Origin of the sequence: Candidatus Accumulibacter contiguus, assembly GCF_036625285.1 — a bacterium.
Lineage (GTDB): Bacteria > Pseudomonadota > Gammaproteobacteria > Burkholderiales > Rhodocyclaceae > Accumulibacter > Accumulibacter contiguus.
This window is the reverse complement of the sequence record NZ_JAZKUC010000001.1, coordinates 1813317-1838661: the sequence shown is the minus strand read 5'-3', so window position 1 is coordinate 1838661 and position 25345 is coordinate 1813317. Positions and strand designations below refer to the sequence as shown.

Below are 25345 nucleotides of genomic sequence, written 5' to 3'. Positions count from 1 at the left end.
CCATGTCACAACCATTGCTGGCACTGGCCGTCAAGGCCAAGGATTTTCAGACCCATCACGTCATCGACAATGTCGAGTTCTCCATCGACCAGGGCCAGGTCGTCAGCCTGGTCGGCCCGAGCGGTTGCGGCAAGAGCACCCTGCTGCGCATCATTGCCGGGCTGGGCTCTGACTATCAGGGCGAGGTCCGCGTCAAGGGCGAAAGGCCCCACCTGCATTCGCGCGATGTCGGTTTCATCTTTCAGGAGCCGCGCCTGTTGCCCTGGCTGACCGTCGCCGAAAACGTCGGATTCGATCTCGGACGGGCCGGCGGCAAGCATCCGCGGGTCCATGAACTGCTGACCGAAGTGGGCCTGGCAGATTTCGCCAACGCCTACCCGAAACAGCTTTCGGGCGGCATGGCCCAGCGCGCGGCAATCGCCCGCGGCCTGTTCACCCAGCCCGCACTGCTCCTGCTCGACGAACCGTTCAGTGCCGTTGATGCCTTCACCCGCATGCGCCTGCAGGATCTGCTGCTGTCCATCACCAGCCATCACGACACGACGCTGTTGATGGTCACCCACGACGTCAACGAGTCGGCCTACCTGAGCGACCGGGTGGTCGTCATGGCCAGCCGCCCGGGGCGGATCAGCGGCGAGATCGAGATCGGTCTGCCGCGCCCGCGCGACCGCCGCAATCTGCAACTGACCCAGCGTGCAGCTGATATCCTCAACCTGCTCAACGGTGGCCAACCCGACTCCCTCGACTTCTCCGAAAATCCTGAGCAATCGGTGGGCTGCCGAGAGCCGCTGTTCATTTCCCGATTCAATTTTGCCCACTGAAGGTTTTCAAACATGATTTCCGCGGCACCCTCGGAGTCAGCAAGAAAGCGCCGGTCGGTTTCACCGACATCCGCCTGAAGTTCGTGCTCGACACCGAGGCGAGCGACGAGCAGTTGAACAATCTGCTGCGCCTCTCCGAGCGTTACTGCGTCATCTATCAGACGCTGAAGCGGCCGCCGCAACTGCATCTCGAACGGCAGAGGCTGGCATGAGCCAGATTCACCCAGAAACCTTGGCCGCGCATGGCGGCAGCGGCGTCGCCGAGCCGTATCGCGACATCGTCCAGCCGATTCATCTGGCCACCACCTTCGAGCGGGCTGCCGATGGCAGCTACCCAGGTGGTCGTCATTTACTCGCGCGACCAGAGCCCGGCTTACGACGGCGCTGAAAAACTGCTGGCCGAACTCGAAGGCGGCGCCCAGGCACTGCTTTTTGCCTCCGGCATGGCGGCGGCAACGGCCGTCCTGCTTGCCCTTAAACCTGGCGACCGCCTCGTGGCAGCACGCTCCGCTTACTGGGCCTGGCGCAACTGGTTGCGCGACTTCACAAGCCAGTGGGGCATCGAGCTGGCGCTGTACACCAACAGCGACCTGAAAATACCTGAACGGCCACTCCGATGTCGTCGCCGGTGCCTTGATCACCCGCGGGTGGTGTTCCTCAAGTGGATATGCTAACCTATAAGATATTGATTATAAAATACTATATGAGGCTGATATCCACGTCTGGACCACTACCCACCCGCGATACCGACGATTTTTGGCTGCGCATCCGCAAGGCGCGCAATCTTGGCGGTGCCGTGCTCGGGCCGTTCGAAGCATGGCTGTTGCAGCGCGGCCTGCTTACCCTTTTCCTGCGCGTGCGGACTGCTGCGGGCAACGCCGAAAAGATCGCGAATTTCCTGGCCGCTCATCCGGCTGTCGTCGAGGTCCTTTACCCAGGGCTACCCGGGAACCCGGGCCACGAAGTTGCCGCCCGCCAGATGCAGGGTGGTTTCGGCGCCATGCTGTCGGTGCGTATCGCCGGCGGAGAGTCAAGGGCCCGCGCCGTGGCCGGCAAGCTCAAACTCTTCCGGCAAGCCACCTCGCTCGGTGCCGTGGAAAGCCTGGTCGAACATCGCGCGAGTGTCGAGGGCGCCGGCACGCTGGTTCCCGACGACCTGCTGCGGCTGTCGATCGGCATCGAATTCGCCGATGACCTGATTGCCGACCTGATGCAGGCGCTGGCCGCCTGACGGCTGCTTTTTCGCAGCGTCCTTTTTTACGTTTGCCAGCAGATCAACGCCCTCATCGACAGGCGCACGCCGGTCTGGTTGCAGCCGCTGAGCCTGCGTCTCCCTTGATGCTTCGCAGGAGGCATACGGGGATTCCATCGCGCCAGGAAAATCGGCGGGTGAGAAAATCCCCGAAGCGGGGGGACATGCCGATACACTGTCCTGTAAATTTTGCTTCTCCCTCCCGAAAAATCCTTGGCAAGAACGCTTGCGCACGAGCCCATTCGTGCTTGATACGAACCCTTCATGGCAGGGCAACAGCTTGCAGAACCTCGCCAACGCGGCCTGGGGAAAGCGCTCGGCGTGGAGCAACGACTCCAGCCTGATCCAGGCCTTCATCCGCGAATCGCCGGAGTACGCCGCCGCCATCGCCAAGGGCCGGACGCCTGCCCAGGCCATGCAGGAACTGCCGGCCGACAAGGACCTCATGCGCGTGCTGCGCCAACAAAAGACGCAGATACAGATCGGTTTCCTGGCCATCGATCCGCGCAACGGCCACGTCAAGGCCTGGGTCGGCAGCCGCGACTTCGAGCAGGAGGCCTTCGACCATGTGCAGCAGGCGCACCGCCAGCCCGGCTCGACCTTCAAGCCCTTTTTACGGCGAAGCGTACCGCCAGGGCGCCAGCCCGGACGACCGATTGATCGACCAGGCGGTGGAAATCGACGTCGGCGGCACGCAGCGAAGTGTAGCAGATGGGTGCGCCCGCGATGGCAAGTCGGCGGTCTGCGGGTGCCAGGTTCATATAAGAACATCGTTTTATCTTCGTTCCAGCGTGAAGGGTAGCGCCCTATAGTGTTCGCCCGGACGAACCCAATCAGGAGAACCCTCATGCTGGCAAAGTGGATCGAGATGCTGCTGTATTTTCTAGTCGTATCGGTGCTGGCGCTGTCCTCTTCGGTGCATGCCGAAACGCTGCCGTCCGAGGTGCGCTTCGCCTACGCTGGCGGACCGCGAGTCTGGATTCTGGGCAAGATCGACAGCGCTTTCGACAAGGCTTTCGGGACCAGGGTAAAGTGGATTCCGTTCAACTCCGGAGCGGACGTGCTGACGCTCTTTGCTGCCAAGGAAATCGACATTGCCCGCTTTGGATCAAGTCCAGCGGCTGCCGGTATTGCACGCGGGCTGCCGATCGAGGTGATTGGTACGCCGGAAATCATCGCCACCAGCGAGCGCCTGATTGCCCGCAAAGGGATCAACAAGCTCAAGGATCTGGAGGGCAGGACCGTCGCTTTTCCTGCCAACTCGACCGCACAATACGCTTTTGAAGTGGCGGTGAAACTGGCCGGTGTCGAGCGCAAAAAGATCAAGTCGCTGGCGCTCAAACCCGCGGAAATCGTTGCTGCCTGGAAACGCAACGATATCGACGCCGCCTACGTCTGGGGGCCGTTCAGCCAGCAACTGGAAAGCGATGGTGGCAAGGAGATCTTTGCCACCCGCGACCTGCAGAAGGATGGTGTGCTGATTTTCAACAACTTCGCGGTGCGCAAGGAATTTGCCGAGAAACATCCTGACCTGGTGGTCAAGTTCCTGCGCGTGGTGCAGGACAAGGTCGACCAGTACAAGAAGGATCCCGAAGGCTCGGCGCAGCAAATTGCCAAGCATCTCGACATCCCGCTGGATACGGCACGCAGCACGCTGTCCGGCCTGGAATATCCGTCGATTGCCGAGCAGCTAACCCCCGCCTACATCGGCAACGAGGCCACCAAGAACAATTCGCGCGTCACCCGATCGTACAATGACGCCGCCAGCTTCCTGGCCGAGATTGGCGAACTGCGCAAGGCGGATATTCCCGAGTCCTATGCGCCGGCAATAAATACTTCCTTCCTGCAGCGCGCCCTGGCTGGCAAGTGAACCGTGGGAATGCGCTCTGAAGCTGAATTGGCGCTGCTGCTGCCACAACAGGAAGCGGCAACCGGCAAAGGTCCACGAGAACCGGCGGCGCCGTGGCGACGCTGGAAGTATCCGCTGATCAGTGGCACCACCGTCACTCTGTTTGTCCTGGTCTGGCAGCTCTCCGGCAGCCTGAACTGGGTTGACCCGCTGCTACTCCCACCACCCAGCGAGATCCTGCGCACGGCGCTTGAATTGCTTGCTTCCGGCTACCGGCAAACGCCCTTGTGGGAGCATTTTCTCACCAGCACGGCGCGAGCGCTGGTCGCGTTCGTGGTGGCGATCGTCAGCGGGGTTCCACTGGGCCTGGGGATGGGCTTGTCACCGACCCTGGGCGCCGCGCTCAATCCCTTTGTGCAGTTCCTGCGTCCCTTGCCCAAGATTGCGCTGATTCCGCTGGTCATCGTCTGGTTCGGGATTGGCGAGGGGGCGAAGTTCTTCCTGATCTTCATTTCCAGCTTCCTGAGCATCGTGGTGGGTGCGGCGGCCGCCGTACTCGGCGTCAGCCAGGCTCGCCGGCGAGCCGCGCAGACCCTGGGCGCCAACCGCCGGCAGCTGTTCCTGTATGTGGTACTGCCGAATGCGCTGCCCGAACTCTTCACCAGCGTCCGGCTGTCCATCGGCATCGGCTGGACCTCGCTGATCGCCGCCGAAATGGTGGCTGCCAGTTCGGGGCTGGGCTGGATGGTGATCAATGCCGGCAGTTACCTGCGTACCGATGTCGTCTTGCTGGGCATCGTCCTGCTCGGACTGACCGGCTATTTCTTTGACTGGTCGCTGGTGCACCTGCAACGCCGCTTTGCGCCGTGGGCCGGCATGGATTCATGAGCCTGCCACCGAGGATTTCCCTGCAACGGGTCTGCAAGCAATTCGCCGGCCCAACTTCTGCGGCCCTGGACGGCGACGTGCTGAGAGACGTTTCCTTCGTGCTCTCGGCTGGTGAATTTGTCTGCCTGCTCGGTGCGTCGGGTTGCGGCAAGTCGACGATCCTCAACCTGGTGGCCGGTTTTGACCAGGCCGACCGGGGCGAAGTGCTGCTGGATGGCCGACCCATCCACGCCCCAGGCCCGGAGCGCGGCATGGTGTTTCAGCAGCCGACGCTGTTTCCGTGGTTGTCGGTACGCGACAACGTGACCTTTGGACCGCGCATGTCGGGTCAGACCGCGCAGCAGTATCTGCCCGATGCCGAGCGCTACCTGCGCCTGGTCGGCCTGCAGGACTTTGCCGAGCACTTTCCCTGGCAACTCTCGGGTGGTATGCGCCAGCGGGCCGCCCTGGCGCGCGCCTGGCTGCCGAATCCGGAAATCCTGCTCATGGACGAGCCCTTCGGCGCCCTCGATGCGCAGACCCGGCTGGCCATGCAGGAACTGCTGACCACGATCTGGCAAACCATCCAGACAACCATCCTCTTTGTCACTCACGACATCGACGAAGCGCTGTTCCTGGCGGACCGCGTGCTGATCATGTCGGCACGGCCGGGCCGTATCCGCGAGGAGCTGCAGGTTCCCTTCGAGCGGCCGCGCAGCCTCGAAGATCTGGTCGCGGACCCACGCTATGGCCAGTTGAAGCGCAACATTCTGCACGTGGTGCGCGAAGAGGCGGCCAAGTCCCTCGTCGGCGAACCTGCCTGACCCTTCTGTTACGGAGCATCAAGAAACATGAACCTTGCTTCATTTCCGCGCGTCCGCCTGACCCAGGCGCCAACGCCACTGGAGTTCCTGGGCAACCTGACCCGCCTTCTCGATGGCCCGAACATCTACATCAAGCGCGATGACAATACCGGCCTGGCATTGGGCGGCAACAAGACGCGCAAGCTGGAGTTCCTGATCGGCGATGCACTGGCGCAGGGCGCCACACATATCCTCACCCAGGGAGCCACCCAGTCCAACCATGTCCGCCAGACGATAGCGGCGGCCAACAAGTACGGATTCAAGACGACCGTTCTGCTGGAAGAGCGCGTCAGCGGCGCACCAGCGGATTACTACGCGAACGGAAATGTGTTGCTCGACCAGATTCTCGGGGCTGTCATCGAAACCCGGCCGGCTGGCCTCGACATGCACGGGGAATTGATCGCGGCAGGCGAACGTCTGCGCGCTGCCGGCGAAACACCCTATCTGATCCCGGGTGGCGGATCCAATCCGATCGGTGCACTGGGCTATGTCGTTTCGGCACAGGAGATCGTTGCCCACGCCAACGAACACGGGCTGCATATTGACCACGTGGTTCACGCGACCGGCAGCACGGGTACACAGGCGGGATTACTGGTTGGCTTGCAGGGGTCGAACAGCCACATTCCCGTACTCGGCATCAGCGTCAGGGCGGCAAAGGAGAAGCAGGAACACAACGTTCGGCAGTTGGCTGCCCGGACCTGGGACCTGCTCGGCATACGCGGGAGCTTCCCCGAGGACTCGGTGGTGGTCAATTCCGACTACGTCGGAGAGGGCTATGGCGTGCCCACCGACGGCATGATCGAAGCCGTGCACCTGCTGGCTCGGCACGAGGGCATTCTCCTCGACCCCGTATATACCGGCAAGGGCTTCGCCGGCCTGGTCGACCTGGTGCGCAACAGGCATTTCCGGAAGGGACAAAACATTGTCTTCCTGCACACTGGCGGAGCGACCGGCCTGTTTGCCTACCGTTCGCTGCTTGCGCCGAGAGCGGCGCTCTGATCGATGTCGGTGACGCAGCCACTGATCGGCGTGCTGGGGGGGATGGGCCCACTCGCGACGGTCGATTTTCTCCACAAACTGATCGTCGCACTGCCGGCCCGCCGTGACCAGGAACACGTGCCGACGGTCGTCTGGAATGTGCCGCAAATCCCCGACCGGCAGCGCGCATTGGCCGGTACTGGCGAGTCCCCGCTGCCGGCGATGCTGGCCGGTATCGCCCGACTGAACGCGGCGGGGGCGACCCGGATCGTCATCCCTTGCAACACGGCACATCTGTGGTTTGACGCCCTGGCTGCCGCCAGCAGCGTGCCTGTGATCCATATCGCCGATGCGACGCTGGCAGCCTTGGCGCGTGCAACTTCGGCGGTCGCACCCGTCGGGCTGATCGCAACCAGGGGTGCCTTGCGCGCCGAGATCTACCAGCAGCGTTTCGTTGCCGGGGGTATTCCCTTTCACACCCATACCGACGAAGAACTGGACGAATTCTTCACTCCCGGCTGCTACGCGATCAAGAACTACGAACTGGAACGCGGAGGCAAATTGCTCGAGCACGCCGGTCGTCTGCTTGTCGAGCGGGGGGCACGCCGGCTGGTGCTGGCCTGTACCGAGGTACCGATCGGGCTGACCCACATTGACTCGGAACTCCTGCCGATCAGCATCGACTCGACGCAGGCTCTGGCCGAGGTTTGCGTCGCCTATTGGCGGCAGGTCTCGCCGCAGCCGTGACGGATCGGCCCTCTATCGCCACGGGGCATCCGGAAGGGGCTTGCGTCAGGGCAAGGTGAGCCGCGGGGTAATAAGGAACTCATTTCTTATTATTTGCCGCGAGCGTCAGCATTGGCCAGACTGTACTTGTCAATCCCCCAACGGAGAATGTCGTGCACATCCAGTCAATCAACGCTAGAAACGAGTTCAGCGGACGGATCGAGGAAATCATCGACGGTCCCGTCGTTTGCGAAGGTCTGCAATGAACTTGAACTTCAGTCGCCGGCAGATCCTCGGTATCGCTGCCGCTACCGGCATCGGTGCTTGCCTGGCGCCACTGGCCCGGGCTGCCGAAACGACCACCCTGCGCATCGGCTACCAGAAATCCTCGACCCTGATCACCTTGCTGAGGACCTGGGGTACGCTGGAAAAGCGCCTGACTCCTGCCGGGGTGACGGTGAGCTGGCACGAATTCACCAGTGGCCTGCCCTTGCTGGAGGCCCTCAACATCGGCAGCGTCGATGTCAGCGCCGACGTCGCCGATACCGTGCCGGTCTTCGCGCTGGCAGCCGGCGCGCGCCTGACCTATCTGGCTCAGGAAGCGCCGTCGCCGACTGCGCAGGCCCTGGTGGTGCGCGCGGATTCGCCGATCAAGTCGGTGGCCGACCTCAAGGGAAAGCGGGTGGCGGTGGCCAAGGCGGTGGCCGACCTCAAGGGAAAGCGGGTGGCGGTGGCCAAGGCGGCGGGCAGTCATTACCTGCTGATTGCCCTGTTGGAACAGAGCGGCCTCAAGTTCAAGGACATCGAGCCGGCCTATCTCAGTCCTGCCGATGGCCGTGCCGCCTTCGAGCGTGGTGCCGTCGATGCCTGGGTGACCTGGGATCCCTTCCTTGCCGGAGTGCAACGCCAGTCGCAGGTGCGCATCGTCAGCGATGGCCGCAATGTCGCCGACTACCAGCGCTACTACCTGGTTTCCACTCCCTACGCCCGAGCCAATCCGCAGGTATTGAACATCATTTTCGAGGAACTGAAGAAGGCGGGCGTCTGGATCAGGCACAACCCGAAGGAGGCCGCGAGCCTGCTGGCACCGGTCTGGGGGCTCGATGCGGCTACCGTCGAACTGGCCAACAGCCGCCGTAGCTATGACGTGCGCACGGTCGCGCCGGCAGCTCTCGCCGAGCAGCAGAAGATTGCTGACGCGTTCTTTGGCGAGGGACTGGTGCCGAAGAAGGTGAATACCGCCGAGGTAGTCATCTGGAAACCGGCGGGCTGACCGCGATGCCCGCGAATCCTTCCATCCGGCTGGTGTGTGGAGTGCAGTCGTCGTGATCGCACTGATCGTCGGCGGCGACCGCGTGGGGAGCTACAGCGATTTTCTGCAGAGCCGGGGCTACGCGACCGTCCACCACTGGAATGGTCGCCGGAAAAGCGAGTGCCACCGCCAGATTCCGTCCGGGACGCGCCTGGTCGTCGTTCTCGTCGACCAGGTCAATCACCTCCTGGCCTTGAAGGCCCGGCGGACCGCCAACAAGATGCGCGTACCGATCATCTTCAGTCGCCGTTGCCTCAGTCAACTGGGCGAGGCGCTGGCTGGAATCGGCGCCTGATCCTGGCCGCGGCTGCCGCCTGATTGACCCCGGCCAGCAGGGTTCAAGCGGCAGCCGCGGCCAGGATCATTTCGGCCGCTTTTTCGGCAATCATTATCGTTGGCGCATTGGTATTACCCGAAACCAGAGTCGGCATGATCGAGGCGTCGACGACGCGCAGGCCCGCAAGCCCGTGAACACGCAACTGCTGATCAACGACGGCCATTTCGTCGCTGCCCATCCGGCAGCTACCGACCGGGTGAAAGATCGTGACTCCGTAGTCGCGGGCAAACTGCAGCAGGTCCTCGTCGCTGCGTGCGGCTTTCCCGGGGCGGTATTCCTCGCTGAGGTAAGCTTGCAGCGCTGAGGCTGACGCCAGGCGGCGGGCAAAGCGCAGTCCGGCGACGGCGGTTCGCTGGTCCAGTTCGGCGGTCAGATAGCCGGGGCGAATGGCCGGTGGCGTCAGCGGGTCCGGCGAGCGCGCATGCACGCTGCCGCGGGATTCCGGCCGCAACTGGCAGACCGAAAAGGTGCAACCGGACCAGGGGTGCGGCTGGCCTCCCGCCTGGTCGGCGGACAGGGTGGCGAAGTGGAACTGGACATCGGGGCTGTGGGATTCCGGCAAGACACGGGTAAACAACCCACCCTGATTGATACCGATGGCCAGGGGGCCGCTGCGACGCAGCAGCCACTGCAGCCCGATACGGGCCTTGCCGGTGAGGGTGCGTAGATCGTCGTTGGTGGTGATCGGTGTGGCCACCCGGTACATCAGGCGCAATTGCAGATGGTCCTGCAGGTTCTCGCCAACCCCCGGCAGGTGGCGAATCACCGGAATGCCCAGTGTTCCCAGCCGCGCGGCATCGCCAACGCCGGACAGTTCAAGCAGTTGCGGGCTGTGCACGGCACCGGCGGCGAGGATGACTTCGCCGCCGGCCAGCGCCGATCCTTCACTGCCGCCCCGGCGATACTCGATGGCTCGGGCGTGTCTGCCGGCAAAGCGGATACGGGTGACCTGGGCACCGGTGAGGACCCGCAGGTTGCCACGCCGGCGGGCAGGTTGCAGGTAGCCGGTGGCCGACGACGAACGCCAGCCGCGGTGCGTGGTGAGCTGGTAGTAGCCGACGCCTTCCTGCTGCGGGCCGTTGAAATCGACAGTACGGGGAATGCCCAAGGATTCGCCGGCGGCGATGATCGCCTCCATCAACTCGTGCTCCTGGCCGATACTCGACACCTTGAGCGGTCCGGAGTTGCCGTGCAATGGTCCGCGACCGAGATCGTTGCTCTCGGCGCGGATGAAGCAGGGCAGCACCTCCTGCCAGGCCCAGCCGGCGTTGCCGAGTGCTGATTAGCTTATCAATCATTCAGCAGGGCCGCCTTGAAAGGCCCCAATGGGCAGATCCTGGATCCGCCTCGGGCTTTTTCCCGAACGGCGATCGCCGAATAAGCTAAGCAGGAAAGCGTCGTTACGGCCGCCGCCGCCGGCCCCTAGAATCGAGTGTTCAATCACGGAGAATCGAGGATGGGAGCAGGAAGGCAGCGGATGACGCCCCCGGAGGCGTTTGTCGAGACCTTGGTCGCCAACAGCTATCTGCAATTCGAAGCGCCCCACTCGTTCTTGGCCGCGATGCCTTCAAGCCGCCGAAGCGCCTGCTGGCGAAATACGCGGCGCGTAGTGCCAAAGGCTGAGCGGTGACCGACAGCGACCCGGTCGGCACACTGCTCGGCCGCGCGCGCTCTGCCCAGGCCGAGTTCGCGACCTGGACCCAGGACCGGGTCGACGCGGCCGTCGCCGCGGCCGGCTGGGCGATCATCGAGCCTGGCCGCAACCGACGCCTGGCCGAGCAGGCGGTGCGCGACACCGGCTTTGGCGCGGTCGAGGACAAGGTGCGCAAGAATCACCGCAAGACGCTCGGCCTGCTGCGCGACCTGCAGGGCGTGCGCACGGTCGGCGTCATTGCCGAGGACTGCGCGCGCGGCATGACCGAGATTGCCCGCCCGGTCGGCGTGGTGGCGGCAGTGACGCCATCGACCAATCCGGCAGCGACGCCGGCCAACAAGCTGATCAATGCGCTCAAGGGTGGCAACGCGATCATTCTCGCCCCTTCACCCAAGGGCGCCTCGACCTGTGCGCTGCTGCTCGACTTCGTTCACGCCGAACTGGTCAAGGTCGGCGCACCCCTTGATCTGGTCCAGCAACTTCCTCCCCCGGGCTCGCGGGCGATGCTGGCGAAACTCATGGCCCAGGCTGATCTGGTCGTTGCCACGGGTTCGCGGGACAATGTCAAAGCGGCTTACCAGAGCGGCAAGCCGGCCCTCGGCGTCGGGGCAGGCAATGTCGCCGCGATCGTCCTGCCCTCTGCCGACCCGGTGGTCACGGCAGCCCGCATCGCCACCTCCAAGACTTTCGACCATGCCACCAGTTGCTCCTCCGAAAACAGCCTGATTGTCGTCGAGGGCGCCTGGGAGCGGCTGTTGGCTGCGCTGCGTGCCGAAGGCGGCGTACTCGCGACGCCGGCCGAGAAGGCCTGCCTGGCCAAGGCACTGTTCCCGGAGGGCCGCCTGTCGCCCCGCCTGATCGCGCGCCCGGCGACGGAAATTGCTCGTCTGGCCGGACTCTTCGGAGCGGCGTACGAGAGTTGCCGTTTCATCCTCGTCAGCGAGGAAGGGGTGGGAGCGCAATTCCCCTTTTCCGGCGAAAAGCTTTCGCCGGTGCTCACCGTTTATCGGGTGCCGGATTTCGACGCCGCCATCGCCCAGGTGCGGCGCCTCTACGAGTACCAGGGCCAGGGGCATTCGGTCGGCATTCACGGCGCCAACGCCGAACAGCAACTGCGCCTCGGCCTTGATCTCCCGGTATGCCGGGTCATCGTGGACCAGGTGCACTGCTACGCGGTCGGCGGTTCGTTCGCCAACGGCCTGCCGTTCTCGCTGTCGATGGGTTGTGGCACCTGGGCCGGGAACAGCTTCTCCGACAACCTCAACTATCGCCACTTCCTCAACATTACGCGCATCGTGCGGCCGATCCCGGAACGGGTACCGAGTGAGGAAGAGATCTTCGGGGACTACTGGCGGCTTTTCGGCAAGTGAATGCCCACGACCATCCGGATTCCCGCGGCAGTTCCGTCCGTGGTGTCCTTGAATACCAGGCCAGAACCCATGCCGCTGCGGATTTCGTGATCGCTCCGGAAACGGGTCGCCGACTCAGCTTCGGCGATCTCCTGCGAAGTTCACGCGCCCTCGCCGCCTTTCTTGCCGCACAGGGAATTGCCGCCGGCGCCCATGTCGGGCTGCTCCTGCCCAACGGCCTGCAGGCCGTGCGCTTGTTCGTCGGCGTTACGGCCTGCGGCCGCGTCCTGGTTCCCTTGAGCCTGATTGCCCAGCCGGCGCAACTGGCCTTCATTCTCGGCCACTCCGATTGCCAGGCGGTTTTCGTGGCCCCGGAACGGGAAGAAGCGCTGCGCGCGGCGCTGGCGAGCGTTCGTCGGGAAGTACGGATGCGCCTATTCATCGTCGATCCCGACAGCGCCCTTCTGCCCGGAGAATCGGAGCAGGCGTCCTGGCCGGACCCGGAACCAGCCGCCGACGCGCCGGCGCTACTGATGTACACCTCCGGCTGCTGCAGGGCGACAGTGGCCATGCGACTGCGGCTGCTGCGGGTCGTCTGCGTTTCTGCCGCTCGGCGTCGGCACCGCTGCCGCCGGCTCATCAACGCGCCTTTGAGGAGCGCTTCGCCGTCGGCATCATCGAAACCATGGGTCTGACGGAGACTGCGGCGCCCGTGTTCACCAACCCCCTCGAACGCAGCGCGCGCAAGCTCGGCAGTCCCGGCCGCGCCTTCGGCAACCAGGCGAGGGTGATCGATCCGGACAGCGGCGTCGAGCAAGCGGTCGGCGTTGCCGGCGAGATCGTCGTTCGCGGTGAGAACGTGATGGCCGCCTACTACAAGGCGCCGGCAGAAAGCGCACGCGCCTTCACGGCCGATGGCTGGCTTCGCACCGGCGACCTTGGTTACCGCGATGAGCAGGGTTTCTATTTCATCACCGGTCGCCTCAAGGAACTGATCATCAAGGGAGGCGAGAACATCGCTCCGCGCGAGATCGACGAAGTGCTGCTGGCCCATCCGGCCGTGCTGGAAGCAGCTGCCTTCGCCATCCCGGACCCGCTCTATGGTCAGGAAATTGCCGCCGGCGTCGTGCTGAAGCCGGGCGAGGTCGGTGACGATCTGATCGCCTTCTGCCGTCACCACCTGGGGCCCTTCAAGACGCCGGCGCGGATTCTCCTCATTGAAGAACTTCCCAAGGGGCCTTCCGGCAAGGTGCAGCGCCTGCGGTTGCCGAATCTGATTGCTCAGGACAGGTGATCCGCCGGTGTCAGCGGCACTCCGGCGCGCAACGCTTGCCGGGCCAGCGAGAGCGCTACGGGCCGGGAAACCTCCTCAAACCAGGCGGGCAAGGCACCAAAATGCTTTTCGTAGGCAGACAGTGGATCGTCGAAAGATCGGTGCCACACGGGCAATTCGAGAGTGATGACCATGATGCTGCTCCTTGCTCCCCTGTGATCCGGCGTGGCCGGCTCCCGGGGAGTGCTGGAGCGAGCGACGCTTTAGCCAGAATTTGTATCCCGCCCCGGCAAGTTATCGGTTAAAGCCGGCGGTCGAGGTACATTCTCTCGGAGGCGGGGTAGCGAGGGGAAATACTTTGCACTTATGAGCTTATGAGCTTATGCGCTGTAGCGGGCGACACCGCCGCTCTTCTGTGGATGGGTGTTGTCGCACAGGTCATGCCGCAATTATCTGCGCTCGGTCGCTCCGGGGCAGGCGGTTCACTCAGGCTTGCTGCGGCGGGAAGCCGAGGGAGGCAGAAACGCGTTCTCCCCAGCGCTCGAAAGGATAGTAATCCCAGATCGCGTGGTGTTGCGTTGCCCAGTTGTCCCAGAAGATCAGCGTGTCGGGCGTCCAGTGAATGTGCGCCTGGAAGGCGAGGTGTTTCTCGACGTGGCGAAATAGCAGTTGCAGCAGGGCATCGCTTTCGGCGCGGGTCAACTGAACGACGTGCGAAGTGAAGGCAGGGTTGACAAAAAGGAACTTGCGGCCGCTGAAGGGATGACGGGCCACGACCGGGTGCTCGCTAGCCGGGAAGGTCTGGCCGGGATCCGGTTCGGCTCCGTAACCGGCAGTCCAGGCCTGGCGTCCATCGTGGATTGCCGTCAAGCCATCGAGCAACCGCTTGATTGGATCGGAGAGGGATTCGTAGGCGAGGTGCAGGTTGGTGAAGGCGGTATCACCGCCGCCGATCTCGGGCATACGGGTGACCCGCAGGAAGGAGCCCCAGATAGGCTCGGGATCGCAGGAAACATCGTTGTGCCAGGCATCGCCGGCGGTGTAACGCGAGCTGCGGCCGGTCTTCCAGGCCAGGATCTCTGGATCTTGGCTGCGCGCCGAGAGCGTGCTGTTGCCCGCCAGGAGATGCCGGTGCAGGGTGCCGAAATAGCGCGCGAAACGTTTATGGTCCTCGGCAGCGATTTTCTGGTCGCGAAAAACAAGGACGAGATTTTCCGTGATCGCCTGCCTGATCTCTGCCAGTTGCTCCGGTGCGGTTTCCTGCCGCAGGTCGACGCCTTCGATTTCGGCACCTAGCGCGGGTGACAGCGGGGTGACCTTGATCGTCCGATAGGCGCCGCGTTCAAAAGTGTTCCACTGCTCGATGGCCAGCTTGTCGTTGTAGTCCTGGTAGAAACTCATCATGATTCCTCGATATAGGATGAAGATTGGCAGAACGGCCTTGCTGCCCACCTCTTGTGCTGCACCCAGCGTTGTCGGGCAGCGGGGGCGGGGTGCGTGGGGCAGTCATGGGTCGATTTTCAGCTTGATGACTGGCAAACAGCCTGGTCTTCGGTGATGCGGGCGAGGCTCCGGCTGACCTGCTCGGCAATCAAAGCACTGACGCGGAGATTGGCTTCTCGGCTGAGTCCGGCGATGTGCGGTGTCAGCCAGACGTTGGGCAGGCCGGCCAGCGGTGAGCCGGCAGGCAATGGTTCGCGTGCGAAAACGTCGATTGCCGCGCCCGACAGATGACCGCTGCACAGGGCATCGGCCAGAGCGCGCTCGTGAACGATGCCGCCATGCGCAGTGTTGATCAGGATGGCTTGCGGCTTCATTCGGGCGATGGTTTCTCGCCCGAAAAGACCGCGGCTGGCGGCGGTCAGCGGCAGGTGCAGGGAAACGACGTCGGCCGCAGCCAGCAAGTCATCGAAGCCCACCGGTTCGATATCCAACTCTCTCCACAGCAGGGAACCAGGTGCGTGCGCCGGATCGCAGGCAATGACCCTGCAGCCGATGGCGCGGGCGAGCCTGGCGGTCAACTGACCGATAGCGCCAAAGCCGACGAGCCCCAGTGTCTTGCCAGCCGCCTGGCGGCCGCCGGCGTGATACGCGCTTGGCCATCTGCCCGAGGAGAGATCTGCCGTACGGTGATAGTCGTCGCGCAGGGTGATCAGCATCATCGCCAGAACGTATTCTGCAACCGCGCGGGCATTGGCCCCGGCGGCGGGGTGCACGGCAATGCCGCGCGCGCGGCATGCTACGAGGTCGATGTTGTCCAGCCCGACACCCAGGCGACCGATCACTTCCAGCCTCGGCGCCCGGCCGAGCAACTCCCCATCGACCCGGGTCCGGTTGCGGACGATCAGGGCGCGGACGCTGGCCAGCAGGCGGTAGAACTGTGCCGGATGGTCGAACAGTTCGGGGTCGTAATGGACCGGGAATTGTGCCCGCAAGCTCCTTACGGCCGCAGCCTCCATGAACTCGGAAATCACGACGACCGGGTCCAGTGTTTCAGCGTCAGGCATGCATCCCCCAACGTCTGACGGTACATACTTCGATGCTGCGAAAAACCAGGTTTTCCATGGCCAGACCGATCAGGATGACGGTCAGCAGGCCAGCGAACACCGACGGGATTTCCAGTTGGTTCTTGTTCTCGTAGATGAACCAGCCGAGGCCACCCGACCCCGAGCTGACCCCGAAGACCAACTCGGCGGCGATCAGCGTGCGCCAGGCAAAGGCCCAGCCATTCTTCAAGCCGGAGAGAATGCATGGGAAAGCGGCGGGAATGAGGATCCGGGTTACGTAGCGTGGGCCGACAAGTCCATAGTTGCGGCCGACCATGCGCAGCGTCGGCGAGACCGATTTGAAGCCAGCATGGGTACACAGGGCAACCGGCCACAGGACGGAGTGAATCAGTACGAAGATCAAGCTGCCAGCGCCCAGGCCGAACCAGAGCAGCGCCAGCGGCAACAGGGCAATCGCCGGCAAGGGGTTGAACATCGCGGTCAACGTTTCCAGCAGGTCGTTACCCAGCCGGGAGCCGATCGCCAGACCGGTCAGCAAGCCCGCGAGCAGGACGCCGCTGGCGTAGCCGACGAGCAGGAGTTTGAGCGTGAAGGCCGCGCGCTGGATCAGGGCTCCCGACAAGAGGCCTTCCCACAACGCTTCCAGCGTGGCGGTGAAGGTCGGGAAGAGCAGGGGATTGTCGAGGCGGCTGGCATAAGCCTGCCAGAGCACGGCGAGCACCATGAGCAACAGGATCTTGCGTAGCGCGGCGACGTTGGCGAGTTGCTCGACGAGCACGAGTGGGCGTTCACCGGCGATTGGCGGCTCGTTGAGCAATGGTGGAGCCTCAAGCGTGCCGGAGGTCGCCGGGCAGCGAGCGTCAGGCGGCATGGACCAGTTCCTTGGCAACCGGTTCGGACTCGAAAAGTTGGCGATGGATGCGCTCTGACAGGCGCAGGCCGGAAGCGTCTGCCCGATCGCTGCCGTCGCTGTGCACCAGTTTACGTACCCGGCCCGGGTGGGCCGACAGCAGGAGGATGTGGCTGCCGACCTTGACCGCCTCCGGGATCGAGTGGGTAACGAAGAGCACGGTGAAGCGCGTGTCTTCCCAGAGGCGCAGCAACTCGTCCTGCATCTGCTGCCGGGTGAGCGCGTCGAGCGCGGCGAAGGGCTCGTCCATCAGCAGGATGGCGGGCTGCATCGCCATACCGCGCGCGATGGCCACGCGCTGCTTCATGCCGCCAGAGAGGGTGTGAGGATAACTGTTGGCCGAGCCGGCGAGTCCAACCATGGCGATGTAGTGCAGCGCCCGGTCCTCGGCCTCACTGCCGCTCAGCGTTCGGCTGGCGACAAGAGCGAACTTGACGTTTTCCTTGACCGTTTTCCACGGAAGTAGCTGATCGAATTCCTGGAAGACCATCACCCGATCGGCTCCTGGTTTACGAATCGGTGTCCCGTTCAGACGGATTTCGCCTTCGACCGGAGCCAGATAACCACCAACGGCCTTGAGCAGAGTTGACTTGCCGCAGCCGGAAGGTCCAAGGACGACAAAACGGTCACCGGCATGCACCTGGAAGCTGACGCGCTGCGTAGCGGTAACGAGACGCTCGCTGGTCTTGTACTGCAGGGTGACGTCGCGAACATCGAGCAAGGGTGCGCTCATCGTCAACTGCCCGACAGATGGTGAATCTCGGGGAAGAAGAGCTCCTTCCAGCTCGCCGGCCGGTACTTGATCGTGCCGATCTTGAACAGGAAGTCGGCGTATCGCGTGATGTTCTTGGGCGTCTGCGTGAATTCGATCTGCGGATCGTTGAGTATCGCCAGAATGTCCTTCACCGTGTCCTTGTCCTTCGAATACTTGAGGTAGAACTCGGCAGCAGCTCTCTTGTCCCTGTTGATCAGCGCGATGGCCTCTTCGAACGCGGCGAGGAAGGCCTGGTAGATCTTCGGGTTGGCCTCGCGAAATCTGGTGGTGGTGTAGATCACGTTGAGGGTGGCCGGACCGCCGAGCACTTCATACGAATTGAGCACGGTATGAATGCCGGGCTTTTCCAGTTCCTGGTACTGGTAAGGTGGCGTTGTGAAGTGCGCGCTGATCTCGCTGCTGCCCGACAGCAACGCCACCAGGGCATCCGGGTGCGACAGCGTGACGGTCAGCGCATCGAGCTTGTTGTGGTTGCCTTCACCGAACAGCTTTTCGGCAGCCATCTGCAGGGTTACGGACTGGATCGAGACTTTCACGGCCGGCAGGGCAATCTTGTCCTTGTCGGTGAAATCCTTGATCGATCGGACGTTCGGGTTGCGCGTGTTGAGATACATCGGCATCGAGTTCATTGCCGTCACCAGCTTGACCTCGGACGGAGTGCCACGCGTCTTGGCCCAAAGTGTCGTCGCCGGCGCGACGCCGGCAGCGGCGAAATCGAGGCTGCCGGAGAGCAAGGCGTCATTCATCACATTGCCGCCAGCGAACTTCGACCACGTGACCTTGATCTCGCCGAGACCCCTGGCTGCGGCGTGCTTCTCCAGCAACCTGTTCTGCTCGATCTGCATCAGCGGCAGATAACTGATGCCATATTGCTGGGCAAGGCGGACTTCGGTGGTTTCGGCCTGCGCCGTGAACAGCGTGCCGAGCAGGACGATCGCTGCCAGCACACGGGAGGACAGTTGCTCTCCCGCATTCGCGGGCGAGGGGGAGATTCGTGAGTCGCTGGCGCGACTTTCACAGTAATTCGATTGGACACGGTCGTTCCTGGGGCAAGCCGCGCCATCTGGGCAGGTCGGTTTGCCCGAATCCGGACAACTTGGCGACGTTACGCTGACAACTCGGCGTACGAGAACCGTTAGGCTAGCCTCGATGACTCACCATCGACAACTGAGATGACCTTCAACACTGACTCCAAATACCCGACCCGACGCGCCTACGTGGTGAAGGTGCGCGGCGATGCAAAGCCCGATGCGCTCGCCGGCCGTATCGAGAACCTCGTTACCGGACGGCAATGTGAATTTGCGTCCGGTCGCGAGTTGCTCGAGTGCGTTGCTAGCGACCTCGACGCGACCCTCCACGAGCGGCCGTTCAATGCGGAATGCGAGTGATCGATACCGTTCAGCGTCGGCAAGGCTGCAAACGGAGCAGATTGAGGCGTATGTCGTCGAGCAGCTCAGGAATCGCTTCGGCGATTTGCTGGGAAAGTGGCCGCCCGCGTGAATGAGCGAACGCATGGATAGTGCAATCGTCAGCGCAATGGCAGGCGTGCTCGGCTCGCTTGTTGGCGGCTCGGCTGCCGTTGCGACCGCCTGGGTTACCCAGAAGACGGTCAGCCAGCGCGAGCTGATTCAGGGGGATATGCGCATGCGTGAGACGCTATACGGCGAATTCATCGCCGAATGCGCGAAGCTTCTCATCGACGCGTTCGTCCACACGCTCGACGATCCGGAGAAGCTGCTCCCACTCTACGCACTCACGAATCGCATTCGCCTCACCGCCTCGCAGCCGGTGCTCGCCGAAGCCGAACGTCTGTTGAGCCACATCACCGACCAGTACTTCTCGCGCAACCTGACGGTACAGGAGATGGGCCAACTTGCCCGCTCCGTAGGCGCCGACCCGTTGAAGGCGTTCGGCGAAGCCTGTCGCGCGGAGCTCAAGTTGATACGCGCCCGCCTGTGAATCCGCGTCGCACCTTCCGACGAAATCCCGACAGAACGTCGACGCTTCGCTGACGACTCGCGGCAACCATTCCCTTACGCTCACTGCCATGTCGAACCCAGCCAACCCCAGTATCCCATTCCGCCATTTGCGTGTACTCGCCGCGTCGCTCGCCCTCGCCCTGGCGGGGTGTGCCGCACCCGTGCTGAAGGCCTCGCTCGATGTGCCGGACCAATTCGCGGCAGCGACGGTCGCCGCAGACGAGCCCGAGGTGGCGTGGTGGGAAAGCTTCAAGGATCCCGTTCTTGCCGACCTCATCCGCCGCGCCGCACAGCAAAACCGCGACGTCAAGATCTCGGCCGAGCGGCTACGCGCCGCGCGCGCCGGAGAGACGATCAGCCGTTCGTGGCTGTTTCCGGCCGTTGGCGTCGGCGGCGATGCCTTCGATCACAAAACGAACTACGACTCGGCTCTCAAGAGCGTCGTTCCGGAAGCGGCGAATACGAAGGCGGCGCAGATCGGCGTCGGCGTGACGTGGGAAGTCGACCTTTTCGGTCGCCTGCGCGCGGGTGCCGCTGCGGCCGCGGCCGACACGCTGGCCGTCGAAAACGGCGCGCGAGGCGTGCGTCTGTTGGTGTTGAGTGACGTCGCCAGCAATTACTTCAAGCTCACCGGCGCGTTGCGCCAGCTCGAAACGGTGCGTGCAATATCGGCCGCGCAAGACGAAACGTTGCGCCTCGTAGCGGCGCGCCATCGGGTCGGTCTCGCGACGCCGTTCGACGTCGAACGCGCGCAGACGGAAGCCTGGCGGGCACGCGCAGCCATCCCGCCGCTGGAAACACTTGCCGCCGTCTCGCGGCATCGCCTCGCCGTGCTCATTGGCGGTCAGGCGTTCAATGCCGCGAGCATCAAGCCGTCGACCGTCGAAGCCACCGTTCCGCCGGCGCGTCCCGGCCAACCCGCCGCGCTGCTGCAACGCAGGCCGGACCTGCTCGCTGCGAGCGCGCAGATCGACGCCGCCAACGCGCGCCGGCAGCAGGCGATGGCGGAGTGGTTTCCGCGGCTTGTTCTCGGCGCCGTGTTTGGTCGCGAGACCATCAATCTCAATGGCGACAGTCTTGGCCCGGCGCGCTTCACCAACGTCGCGGCGATGTTGGCGATGCCGATCTTCAACGCCGGACGCACGCCAGCGATCAACGACATCGCCGAGAGTGGACAACGCGAAGCCGTCCTGCGCTACGAGGACGCGATCGCGCGCGCCTTGGAAGACGTCGAGAACACGCTGGTGGCGCTCGCCGATGAAAGGCAACGCGCGCAGGCGCTCAACAGCGCTGCGGCATCGGCCGACGCGGCGCTCGGTCGTGCGCAATCGCTGTACGACCGCGGCCAGATCGACCTCTTGCCACTCCTCGACGCGCAACGCGCGCGATTGGCGGTGCGCGTCGGAGCCAACGACGCCAACACGCAGTTGCTGCTCGACAGCGTGCAACTGTACAAGGCGCTCGGCGGTGGCTGGCAGGCGTTCGAGCCTGTCACCGACCCCGCGGCAGCCGCCAACCCGAATTCGCCTACATCATCAAACTCCGTCGCTCAATACGAGGATCCGTCGTGAATCCGTCTCCCACCCCCGCATTAGTCGTCGTCGCGGTGATCGCCGTCGCCGGCCTGTCCGCGTGTACATCGAAGCCCCCCGCTGAAGCCCTGCGCGCCGTGCGCACCGCCGAGATCCGCTACGACAAGACGCAGGAAACGAACCGCTACGTCGGCACGGTGCAGTCGCGCCACGAAGTCAACGAGGCATTTCGCGTTGGCGGCAAGGTCGTGCAGCGCAAGGTCGATGTCGGCCAGAAAGTGCGCGAGGGGGATGTGCTGGCGGTGCTCGACGACACCGATTACCGGCTGGCGGAGGGTGCGGCGCGGCAGCAGCTCGTCGCCGTCACGACGCAGGCGCGGCAAGCGGAATCGGATCGGCGGCGGCTCGACGCGTTGAAGAGCGACGGTTCGGTGAGCGTGTCCGACGACGAGAAGGCGCAGACCGGTGCGACGACGACTTCCGCCGCGGCGGAGGCCGAGGCGAGGAAGCTCGAGCTGGCCCGCAACCGGCTGAGGTACACGGTGCTGCGCGCGTCGCAGAGCGGTGTCGTCACCGCCGTGCGCTTCGAGGTCGGACAGGTGGTGGCCGAAGGGCAACCGATCGTCTCGATCGCCAACGAAGGCGAACCCGAGATCGTGGCCGACGTGCCCGAGGATCACCTCGCCGTATTCAAGACGTCGCGTTACCAGGCGTGGCTGGCAAGCGCGCCCGAGCAAACGTTCGAGGTCGCGCTGCGCGAACTGTCGCCGCAGGCAGCGGCGCAAACGCGAACCTTTCGCGCCCGCCTGAAGCCGGTCACGCCGCGGCCGCTGCCGCTGGGTGCAACCGCCACGCTCGTCGTCGAACGGCAGGTCGGCGAAGCGCCGGTAGCCGTAATCCCGGCCTCGGCGATCACCCAGAACAAAGGCCAGCCAGCGGTCTGGGTCGTTCGTCGTGCGGGTACCGATCCGGTCGCCACCGTCGATCTGATCAACGTCTCGGTGCACGGGTATCGCAACGAGGAGGCGCTCGTGTCGGGCCCGCCGGCCGGTGAGCTCGTTGTCACCGCCGGCGTGCAAAAGATGGCGCCGGCCTTGCGGGTCGCGCTGCTGGGCACGACGCGCGGCGAAGCTGACGCCAAGCGGGCCGTGCGATGAAATCCTTCAACCTTACCGAATGGGCTCTGCACCACCGCGCCGTGGTGCTCTTCTTGATCCTGGTGATCGCCATCGGCGGCGTGCTGTCCTTCACCAAGCTCGGCCAGCTCGAAGACCCGAACTTTTCGGTGCCGTCGATGACGGCGATGGTGATCTGGCCCGGCGCGACGGCACAGCAGGTCCAGGACGAGCTGCTCAACCGGATGGAGAAGAAGTTCGAGCAGCTCGACCACTTCGAGAAGGTCAAGACCTACGCACGCCAGGGCTACGGCGCCATGCTGATCACGGTGGTCGGCGGCACCTCGCCCGCGGAACAGCAGGAGGCGTGGTACCAGGCGCGCAAGAAGTTCAGCGACATCAAGCTCGAGCTGCCCGAAGGCGTCATCGGCCCGTTCTTCAACGACGAATTCGGCGACGTGACCGGGCTGCTGTATGCCGTCAAGGGCGACGGCGTCAGCTTAGCGGAGCTTTCCGACGTATCCGAGGACATCAAACGCCGCCTGCTGAAGGTGCCGATGGTGAAGAAGATCGACATCTACGGCAAGCAGGCGAAAAAGGTCTACGTCGAGTTCTCGCACCAGCGGCTGGCCGCCCTCGGCATCACGCCGCTGGCCATCGCGGAGAGCCTCAGGAGCCAGAACAGCGTGCTCTCGAGCGGCTCGATCGACACCAACGGCGACCGGGTGCTCGTTCGCGTCAGCGGGCAGTTCGCCAATCTGGACGATATCCGCAACGTGCCGATCGCCGCCGGCGGCCGGCTGATCAAGCTCGGCGATTTCACGACGATCACTCGCGGCTACGAAGATCCGCCGACCTACACGGTGCGCCACAACGGGCAGCAGGTCCTGATGCTCGGCATCACGATGACCGGCGACGGCAACATCGTCGACCTCGGCAAGGCGATCGCGGGCGCGGTCGCCAAGCTGCAGACCGAACTGCCCTACGGCATCGAGCTCGAGCGCATTGCCGATCAGCCGACCGTCGTCACCGATTCCATCTGGGAATTCGAACGCGCGCTGCTGGAAGCGCTCGCCATCGTGCTGGCGGTCTGCCTGGTCAGCCTCGGCTGGCGCACCGGCATCGTGGTCGGCCTGGCGGTGCCGATCGTGCTCGGCGTGGTCGGCGTGGTCGCGCTGGTGATGCTGGCGATGGGCTGGAACCTGGAGCGCATCTCGCTCGGCTCGCTCATCATCGCGCTCGGCCTGCTGGTCGACGACGGCATCATCGCCGTCGAGATGATGGTGGTGAAGATGGAGGAAGGGTGGGATCGCCTCAAGGCCGCCGCCTTCTCCTACAAGGCGACGGCTATGCCCCGGCTGACCGGCGCGCTGGTCACCACCGCGGCCTTCATGCCGGTCGGCTTCTCCCAGTCGACCACCGGCGAATACGCGGGCGGCATCTTCTGGATCGTCGGCATTGCGGTGCTGTTCTCGTGGGTCGTTTCCGGGATTATCACGCCCTACCTCGCCGTCAACATGCTGCCCAAGGACTTCGGCACGCATCACCACGGCGCTGACCCGTACGACACGCCCTCTTATCGCAAGCTACGCAGGTGGATCGACGTCGCCGTCGAGCGGCGCTGGTGGGTCATCGGCGCGACCGTCGCCGCCCTCGCGCTCGCCGTCTACGGCGCACGCTTCGTGCCGCAGCAATTCTTCCCCAACAGCTCGCGGCCGGAACTGGTCGTCGAGCTGCGCCTGAAGGAAGGCGCTTCGTTCGCCGCGACGACCGAGCAGGTCAAGAAAATGGAGTCGATCCTCGCCAAGGATGAAGACGTCCGCTTCTTCAGCGCCTACACGGGCGCCGGTCAGCCGCGCTTCTATCTCTCGCTCGACCCGGAGCTGCCGAACCCGGGCTACGCAGCCTTCGTGGTGATGACCAAGGACACGGAAGCCCGAGAGCGGGTGCGCTCGCGCCTGATGGCGAGCGTCAACGAGGCGTTCCCTGAGGTTTGGGTCCGCGTCACGCGCCTTGAGCTCGGCCCGCCGGTCGGCTTCCCGGTCCAGTTCCGTGTCGTCGGTCCGGATACGCAGAAGGTTCGTTCGATCGCGCGTGAGGTCGAAGCGGCGGTCGCTTCGAGTCCCAAGGTGCGCGATGTGCAGCTCGACTGGAACGATCCGGTGCGCGCGCTGAGAGTCGACCTCGACCAGGACAAGGCGCGTGCGCTCGGCCTGGCGCCGGCCGACGTCGCCTTCGTGACCCAGACCGTAATGAACGGCGCAACGATGTCGCACCTGCGCGAGCACGAAGACTTGATCGACATCGTCGCCCGTGCGGTTCCGTCCGAGCGTCTCGACGTCGACACGCTGAAAGACGTCAATCTCTATACCCGTGAGGGGACTGTCGTGCCGCTGTCGCAAGTCGCGCGCGTGCGCTACGAGCTCGAAGAGCCAGTCCTGTGGCGGCGCAACCGCGACATGGCGATCACCGTGCGCGCGGACGTCAAGGATGGCGAGCAGGGCGTGTCGGTGACTCAGGAGATCCGGCCGCTGCTGAAGGACATCGAAGCGAAGCTGCCGTTCGGCTATCGCATCGATGTCGGCGGTGCGGTCGAGGAAAGCGACAAGGCCAACCGCGCGCTGGCGGCCGTGGCCCCGGTGATGCTGGTCACGATCCTCACCATCCTGATGCTGCAGCTTCAGAGCTTCTCCCTCATGTTCATGGTGTTGCTGACGGCGCCACTCGGACTGATCGGGGTGGTCGCCGCGCTGCTGCTGTTCCAGGCGCCGCTCGGCTTCGTCGCGATCCTCGGCATCACCGCCTTGAGCGGAATGATCATGCGCAACTCCGTGATCCTGGTCGACCAGGTGCAAGCGGAGATGGCCGAGGGCCGCGATCCCTGGAACGCCGTGCTGGAAGCCGCCGTGCATCGGACCCGCCCGGTCGCGCTCGCGGCCATGGCCACCGCACTGGCCATGATTCCCCTCACGCCGAGCATCTTCTGGGGCCCGATGGCCATCGCGATGATGGGTGGCCTCATCGTCGCCACGATCCTGACGATCTTGTTCGTGCCGGCGCTTTACGCGGCGTGGTTCAGGGTCGAGCGGGCTTCTGTTCCGAATCCTCCGATGCCGTCGGCGGCCGCCACCCCGGCATGAGGCACCGATGAACGATTGTGGAGCCCGAGGATCGCCTGCGGCTGATCCTCGGTCGCGACTCGGTATTCCTGCGGCGCGCGCTGCTCGCCGGGCAGCGCGGCCGAGC

At 64.2% G+C, this 25345-nt stretch carries 26 protein-coding genes and 2 pseudogenes; 21 read left to right on the top strand and 7 right to left on the bottom strand.

Going from position 1 to position 25345, the window contains the following annotated elements; all coding sequences use genetic code 11:
• Positions 1 to 2 precede the first annotated feature (2 nt).
• The 13 genes and pseudogenes from V5B59_RS08970 (at position 3) to V5B59_RS08910 (ending at position 8963) form a co-directional block, all read left to right on the top strand.
• A complete protein-coding gene (locus tag V5B59_RS08970) occupies positions 3 to 821 on the top strand; it encodes an ABC transporter ATP-binding protein (protein ID WP_169069468.1) in 819 nt (272 codons plus the stop codon).
• A gap of 14 nt (positions 822 to 835) precedes the next feature.
• A pseudogene (locus V5B59_RS08965) lies at positions 836 to 1033 on the top strand (OsmC family protein); the annotation flags it as partial.
• Positions 1030 to 1209, top strand: a complete 180-nt coding sequence (locus V5B59_RS08960) for a hypothetical protein (protein WP_248594687.1) — start codon at positions 1030 to 1032, stop codon at positions 1207 to 1209. The pseudogene V5B59_RS08965 and the gene V5B59_RS08960, both read left to right, overlap by 4 nt.
• Entirely contained in the window at positions 1145 to 1495 is a 351-nt protein-coding gene (locus V5B59_RS08955) for a PLP-dependent transferase (protein WP_248594686.1), read from the top strand. The genes V5B59_RS08960 and V5B59_RS08955 overlap by 65 nt, the downstream gene beginning before the upstream one ends.
• 29 nt (positions 1496 to 1524) lie before the next feature.
• Positions 1525 to 2052: a PLP-dependent transferase gene (locus tag V5B59_RS08950; protein WP_372703516.1), complete on the top strand. Its 528-nt coding sequence runs from the start codon at positions 1525 to 1527 to the stop codon at positions 2050 to 2052.
• Between the two features lie 265 nt (positions 2053 to 2317).
• Complete coding sequence (locus tag V5B59_RS08945) at positions 2318 to 2875, top strand: hypothetical protein (RefSeq protein WP_211203302.1); 558 nt, start codon at positions 2318 to 2320, stop codon at positions 2873 to 2875.
• 45 nt (positions 2876 to 2920) lie between these two features.
• Positions 2921 to 3943, top strand: a complete 1023-nt coding sequence (locus V5B59_RS08940; protein ID WP_248594685.1) for a taurine ABC transporter substrate-binding protein — start codon at positions 2921 to 2923, stop codon at positions 3941 to 3943.
• Positions 3944 to 3952: 9 nt separating this feature from the next.
• Entirely contained in the window at positions 3953 to 4810 is an 858-nt protein-coding gene (locus V5B59_RS08935; RefSeq protein ID WP_169069465.1) for an ABC transporter permease, read from the top strand.
• On the top strand, positions 4807 to 5613 hold the full coding sequence (locus tag V5B59_RS08930; RefSeq protein ID WP_169069464.1) for an ABC transporter ATP-binding protein: 807 nt from the start codon (positions 4807 to 4809) through the stop codon (positions 5611 to 5613). Before V5B59_RS08935 ends, V5B59_RS08930 begins: the two co-directional genes overlap by 4 nt.
• Before the next feature lie 27 nt (positions 5614 to 5640).
• Positions 5641 to 6651 carry a D-cysteine desulfhydrase gene (locus V5B59_RS08925; protein ID WP_169069463.1) on the top strand — a complete coding sequence of 337 codons (1011 nt, stop codon included), beginning with the start codon at positions 5641 to 5643 and terminating at the stop codon, positions 6649 to 6651.
• 9 nt (positions 6652 to 6660) lie between these two features.
• Positions 6661 to 7377: an aspartate/glutamate racemase family protein gene (locus tag V5B59_RS08920; protein ID WP_169069513.1), complete on the top strand. Its 717-nt coding sequence runs from the start codon at positions 6661 to 6663 to the stop codon at positions 7375 to 7377.
• A gap of 241 nt (positions 7378 to 7618) precedes the next feature.
• The gene (locus V5B59_RS08915; RefSeq protein ID WP_169069462.1) at positions 7619 to 8629 is read left to right on the top strand and encodes an ABC transporter substrate-binding protein; all 1011 of its coding nucleotides are present in this window, start codon (positions 7619 to 7621) and stop codon (positions 8627 to 8629) included.
• Positions 8630 to 8681: 52 nt separating this feature from the next.
• Positions 8682 to 8963, top strand: a complete 282-nt coding sequence (locus V5B59_RS08910) for a DUF2325 domain-containing protein (RefSeq protein ID WP_332351813.1) — start codon at positions 8682 to 8684, stop codon at positions 8961 to 8963.
• 43 nt (positions 8964 to 9006) lie between these two features.
• Here V5B59_RS08910 and V5B59_RS08905 read toward each other — a convergent pair.
• Positions 9007 to 10281: pseudogene (locus V5B59_RS08905) on the bottom strand (GMC family oxidoreductase); the annotation flags it as partial.
• A 350-nt stretch (positions 10282 to 10631) separates the two neighbouring features.
• Here V5B59_RS08905 and sauS point away from each other — a divergent pair.
• The 3 genes from sauS to V5B59_RS08890 are packed head-to-tail and all read left to right on the top strand — an operon-like array spanning position 10632 to position 13302.
• A complete protein-coding gene (sauS, locus tag V5B59_RS08900) occupies positions 10632 to 12029 on the top strand; it encodes an acylating sulfoacetaldehyde dehydrogenase (RefSeq protein ID WP_169069461.1) in 1398 nt (465 codons plus the stop codon).
• On the top strand, positions 12026 to 12703 hold the full coding sequence (locus V5B59_RS08895; protein WP_308240058.1) for a class I adenylate-forming enzyme family protein: 678 nt from the start codon (positions 12026 to 12028) through the stop codon (positions 12701 to 12703). Before sauS ends, V5B59_RS08895 begins: the two co-directional genes overlap by 4 nt.
• On the top strand, positions 12604 to 13302 hold the full coding sequence (locus tag V5B59_RS08890) for an AMP-binding enzyme (protein WP_248594694.1): 699 nt from the start codon (positions 12604 to 12606) through the stop codon (positions 13300 to 13302). The genes V5B59_RS08895 and V5B59_RS08890 overlap by 100 nt, the downstream gene beginning before the upstream one ends.
• On the opposite strand, the gene V5B59_RS08885 is transcribed toward V5B59_RS08890, so the two are convergent.
• The 6 genes from V5B59_RS08885 to V5B59_RS08860 all read right to left on the bottom strand — a co-directional run bounded on the left by V5B59_RS08885 (position 13290) and on the right by V5B59_RS08860 (position 18420).
• Positions 13290 to 13475, bottom strand: a complete 186-nt coding sequence (locus V5B59_RS08885) for a hypothetical protein (protein ID WP_169069460.1) — start codon at positions 13473 to 13475, stop codon at positions 13290 to 13292. The genes V5B59_RS08890 and V5B59_RS08885 overlap by 13 nt on opposite strands.
• Positions 13476 to 13767: 292 nt before the next feature.
• Positions 13768 to 14682: a TauD/TfdA dioxygenase family protein gene (locus V5B59_RS08880; RefSeq protein ID WP_169069511.1), complete on the bottom strand. Its 915-nt coding sequence runs from the start codon at positions 14680 to 14682 to the stop codon at positions 13768 to 13770.
• 119 nt (positions 14683 to 14801) lie between these two features.
• On the bottom strand, positions 14802 to 15788 hold the full coding sequence (locus V5B59_RS08875) for a hydroxyacid dehydrogenase (RefSeq protein ID WP_169069459.1): 987 nt from the start codon (positions 15786 to 15788) through the stop codon (positions 14802 to 14804).
• Positions 15781 to 16659 carry an ABC transporter permease gene (locus V5B59_RS08870; protein ID WP_169069458.1) on the bottom strand — a complete coding sequence of 293 codons (879 nt, stop codon included), beginning with the start codon at positions 16657 to 16659 and terminating at the stop codon, positions 15781 to 15783. Before V5B59_RS08870 ends, V5B59_RS08875 begins: the two co-directional genes overlap by 8 nt.
• Positions 16649 to 17431, bottom strand: coding sequence for an ABC transporter ATP-binding protein (locus V5B59_RS08865; protein ID WP_169069457.1), 783 nt, complete (start codon positions 17429 to 17431; stop codon positions 16649 to 16651). The genes V5B59_RS08870 and V5B59_RS08865 overlap by 11 nt, the downstream gene beginning before the upstream one ends.
• A gap of 2 nt (positions 17432 to 17433) precedes the next feature.
• Complete coding sequence (locus tag V5B59_RS08860) at positions 17434 to 18420, bottom strand: ABC transporter substrate-binding protein (RefSeq protein ID WP_308240057.1); 987 nt, start codon at positions 18418 to 18420, stop codon at positions 17434 to 17436.
• 225 nt (positions 18421 to 18645) lie between these two features.
• Between V5B59_RS08860 and V5B59_RS08855 the strand changes: the two genes are divergently transcribed.
• The 5 genes from V5B59_RS08855 (at position 18646) to V5B59_RS08835 (ending at position 25239) form a co-directional block, all read left to right on the top strand.
• Complete coding sequence (locus V5B59_RS08855) at positions 18646 to 18861, top strand: hypothetical protein (protein WP_169069456.1); 216 nt, start codon at positions 18646 to 18648, stop codon at positions 18859 to 18861.
• Positions 18862 to 18985: 124 nt separating this feature from the next.
• Entirely contained in the window at positions 18986 to 19432 is a 447-nt protein-coding gene (locus V5B59_RS08850) for a hypothetical protein (protein WP_169069455.1), read from the top strand.
• A gap of 88 nt (positions 19433 to 19520) precedes the next feature.
• Positions 19521 to 21023, top strand: a complete 1503-nt coding sequence (locus V5B59_RS08845; RefSeq protein ID WP_169069454.1) for an efflux transporter outer membrane subunit — start codon at positions 19521 to 19523, stop codon at positions 21021 to 21023.
• Positions 21020 to 22141, top strand: coding sequence for an efflux RND transporter periplasmic adaptor subunit (locus tag V5B59_RS08840; RefSeq protein ID WP_332351812.1), 1122 nt, complete (start codon positions 21020 to 21022; stop codon positions 22139 to 22141). Before V5B59_RS08845 ends, V5B59_RS08840 begins: the two co-directional genes overlap by 4 nt.
• Positions 22138 to 25239, top strand: a complete 3102-nt coding sequence (locus tag V5B59_RS08835) for an efflux RND transporter permease subunit (RefSeq protein WP_169069453.1) — start codon at positions 22138 to 22140, stop codon at positions 25237 to 25239. Before V5B59_RS08840 ends, V5B59_RS08835 begins: the two co-directional genes overlap by 4 nt.
• Positions 25240 to 25345: the final 106 nt, after the last annotated feature.

Excerpts from the sequence above, each read along its gene's own strand:
- V5B59_RS08970 (WP_169069468.1), top strand. The coding sequence starts at position 3 with ATGTCACAACCATTGCTGGCACTGGCCGTCAAGGCCAAGGATTTTCAG.
- V5B59_RS08960 (WP_248594687.1), top strand. The coding sequence starts at position 1,030 with ATGAGCCAGATTCACCCAGAAACCTTGGCCGCGCATGGCGGCAGCGGC.
- V5B59_RS08955 (WP_248594686.1), top strand. The coding sequence starts at position 1,145 with ATGGCAGCTACCCAGGTGGTCGTCATTTACTCGCGCGACCAGAGCCCG.
- V5B59_RS08950 (WP_372703516.1), top strand. The coding sequence starts at position 1,525 with ATGAGGCTGATATCCACGTCTGGACCACTACCCACCCGCGATACCGAC.
- V5B59_RS08940 (WP_248594685.1), top strand. The coding sequence starts at position 2,921 with ATGCTGGCAAAGTGGATCGAGATGCTGCTGTATTTTCTAGTCGTATCG.
- V5B59_RS08935 (WP_169069465.1), top strand. The coding sequence starts at position 3,953 with ATGCGCTCTGAAGCTGAATTGGCGCTGCTGCTGCCACAACAGGAAGCG.
- V5B59_RS08930 (WP_169069464.1), top strand. The coding sequence starts at position 4,807 with ATGAGCCTGCCACCGAGGATTTCCCTGCAACGGGTCTGCAAGCAATTC.
- V5B59_RS08925 (WP_169069463.1), top strand. The coding sequence starts at position 5,641 with ATGAACCTTGCTTCATTTCCGCGCGTCCGCCTGACCCAGGCGCCAACG.
- V5B59_RS08915 (WP_169069462.1), top strand. The coding sequence starts at position 7,619 with ATGAACTTGAACTTCAGTCGCCGGCAGATCCTCGGTATCGCTGCCGCT.
- V5B59_RS08885 (WP_169069460.1), bottom strand. The coding sequence starts at position 13,475 with ATGGTCATCACTCTCGAATTGCCCGTGTGGCACCGATCTTTCGACGAT.
- V5B59_RS08880 (WP_169069511.1), bottom strand. The coding sequence starts at position 14,682 with ATGAGTTTCTACCAGGACTACAACGACAAGCTGGCCATCGAGCAGTGG.
- V5B59_RS08875 (WP_169069459.1), bottom strand. The coding sequence starts at position 15,788 with ATGCCTGACGCTGAAACACTGGACCCGGTCGTCGTGATTTCCGAGTTC.
- V5B59_RS08870 (WP_169069458.1), bottom strand. The coding sequence starts at position 16,659 with ATGCCGCCTGACGCTCGCTGCCCGGCGACCTCCGGCACGCTTGAGGCT.
- V5B59_RS08865 (WP_169069457.1), bottom strand. The coding sequence starts at position 17,431 with ATGAGCGCACCCTTGCTCGATGTTCGCGACGTCACCCTGCAGTACAAG.
- V5B59_RS08855 (WP_169069456.1), top strand. The coding sequence starts at position 18,646 with ATGACCTTCAACACTGACTCCAAATACCCGACCCGACGCGCCTACGTG.
- V5B59_RS08850 (WP_169069455.1), top strand. The coding sequence starts at position 18,986 with ATGGATAGTGCAATCGTCAGCGCAATGGCAGGCGTGCTCGGCTCGCTT.
- V5B59_RS08845 (WP_169069454.1), top strand. The coding sequence starts at position 19,521 with ATGTCGAACCCAGCCAACCCCAGTATCCCATTCCGCCATTTGCGTGTA.
- V5B59_RS08835 (WP_169069453.1), top strand. The coding sequence starts at position 22,138 with ATGAAATCCTTCAACCTTACCGAATGGGCTCTGCACCACCGCGCCGTG.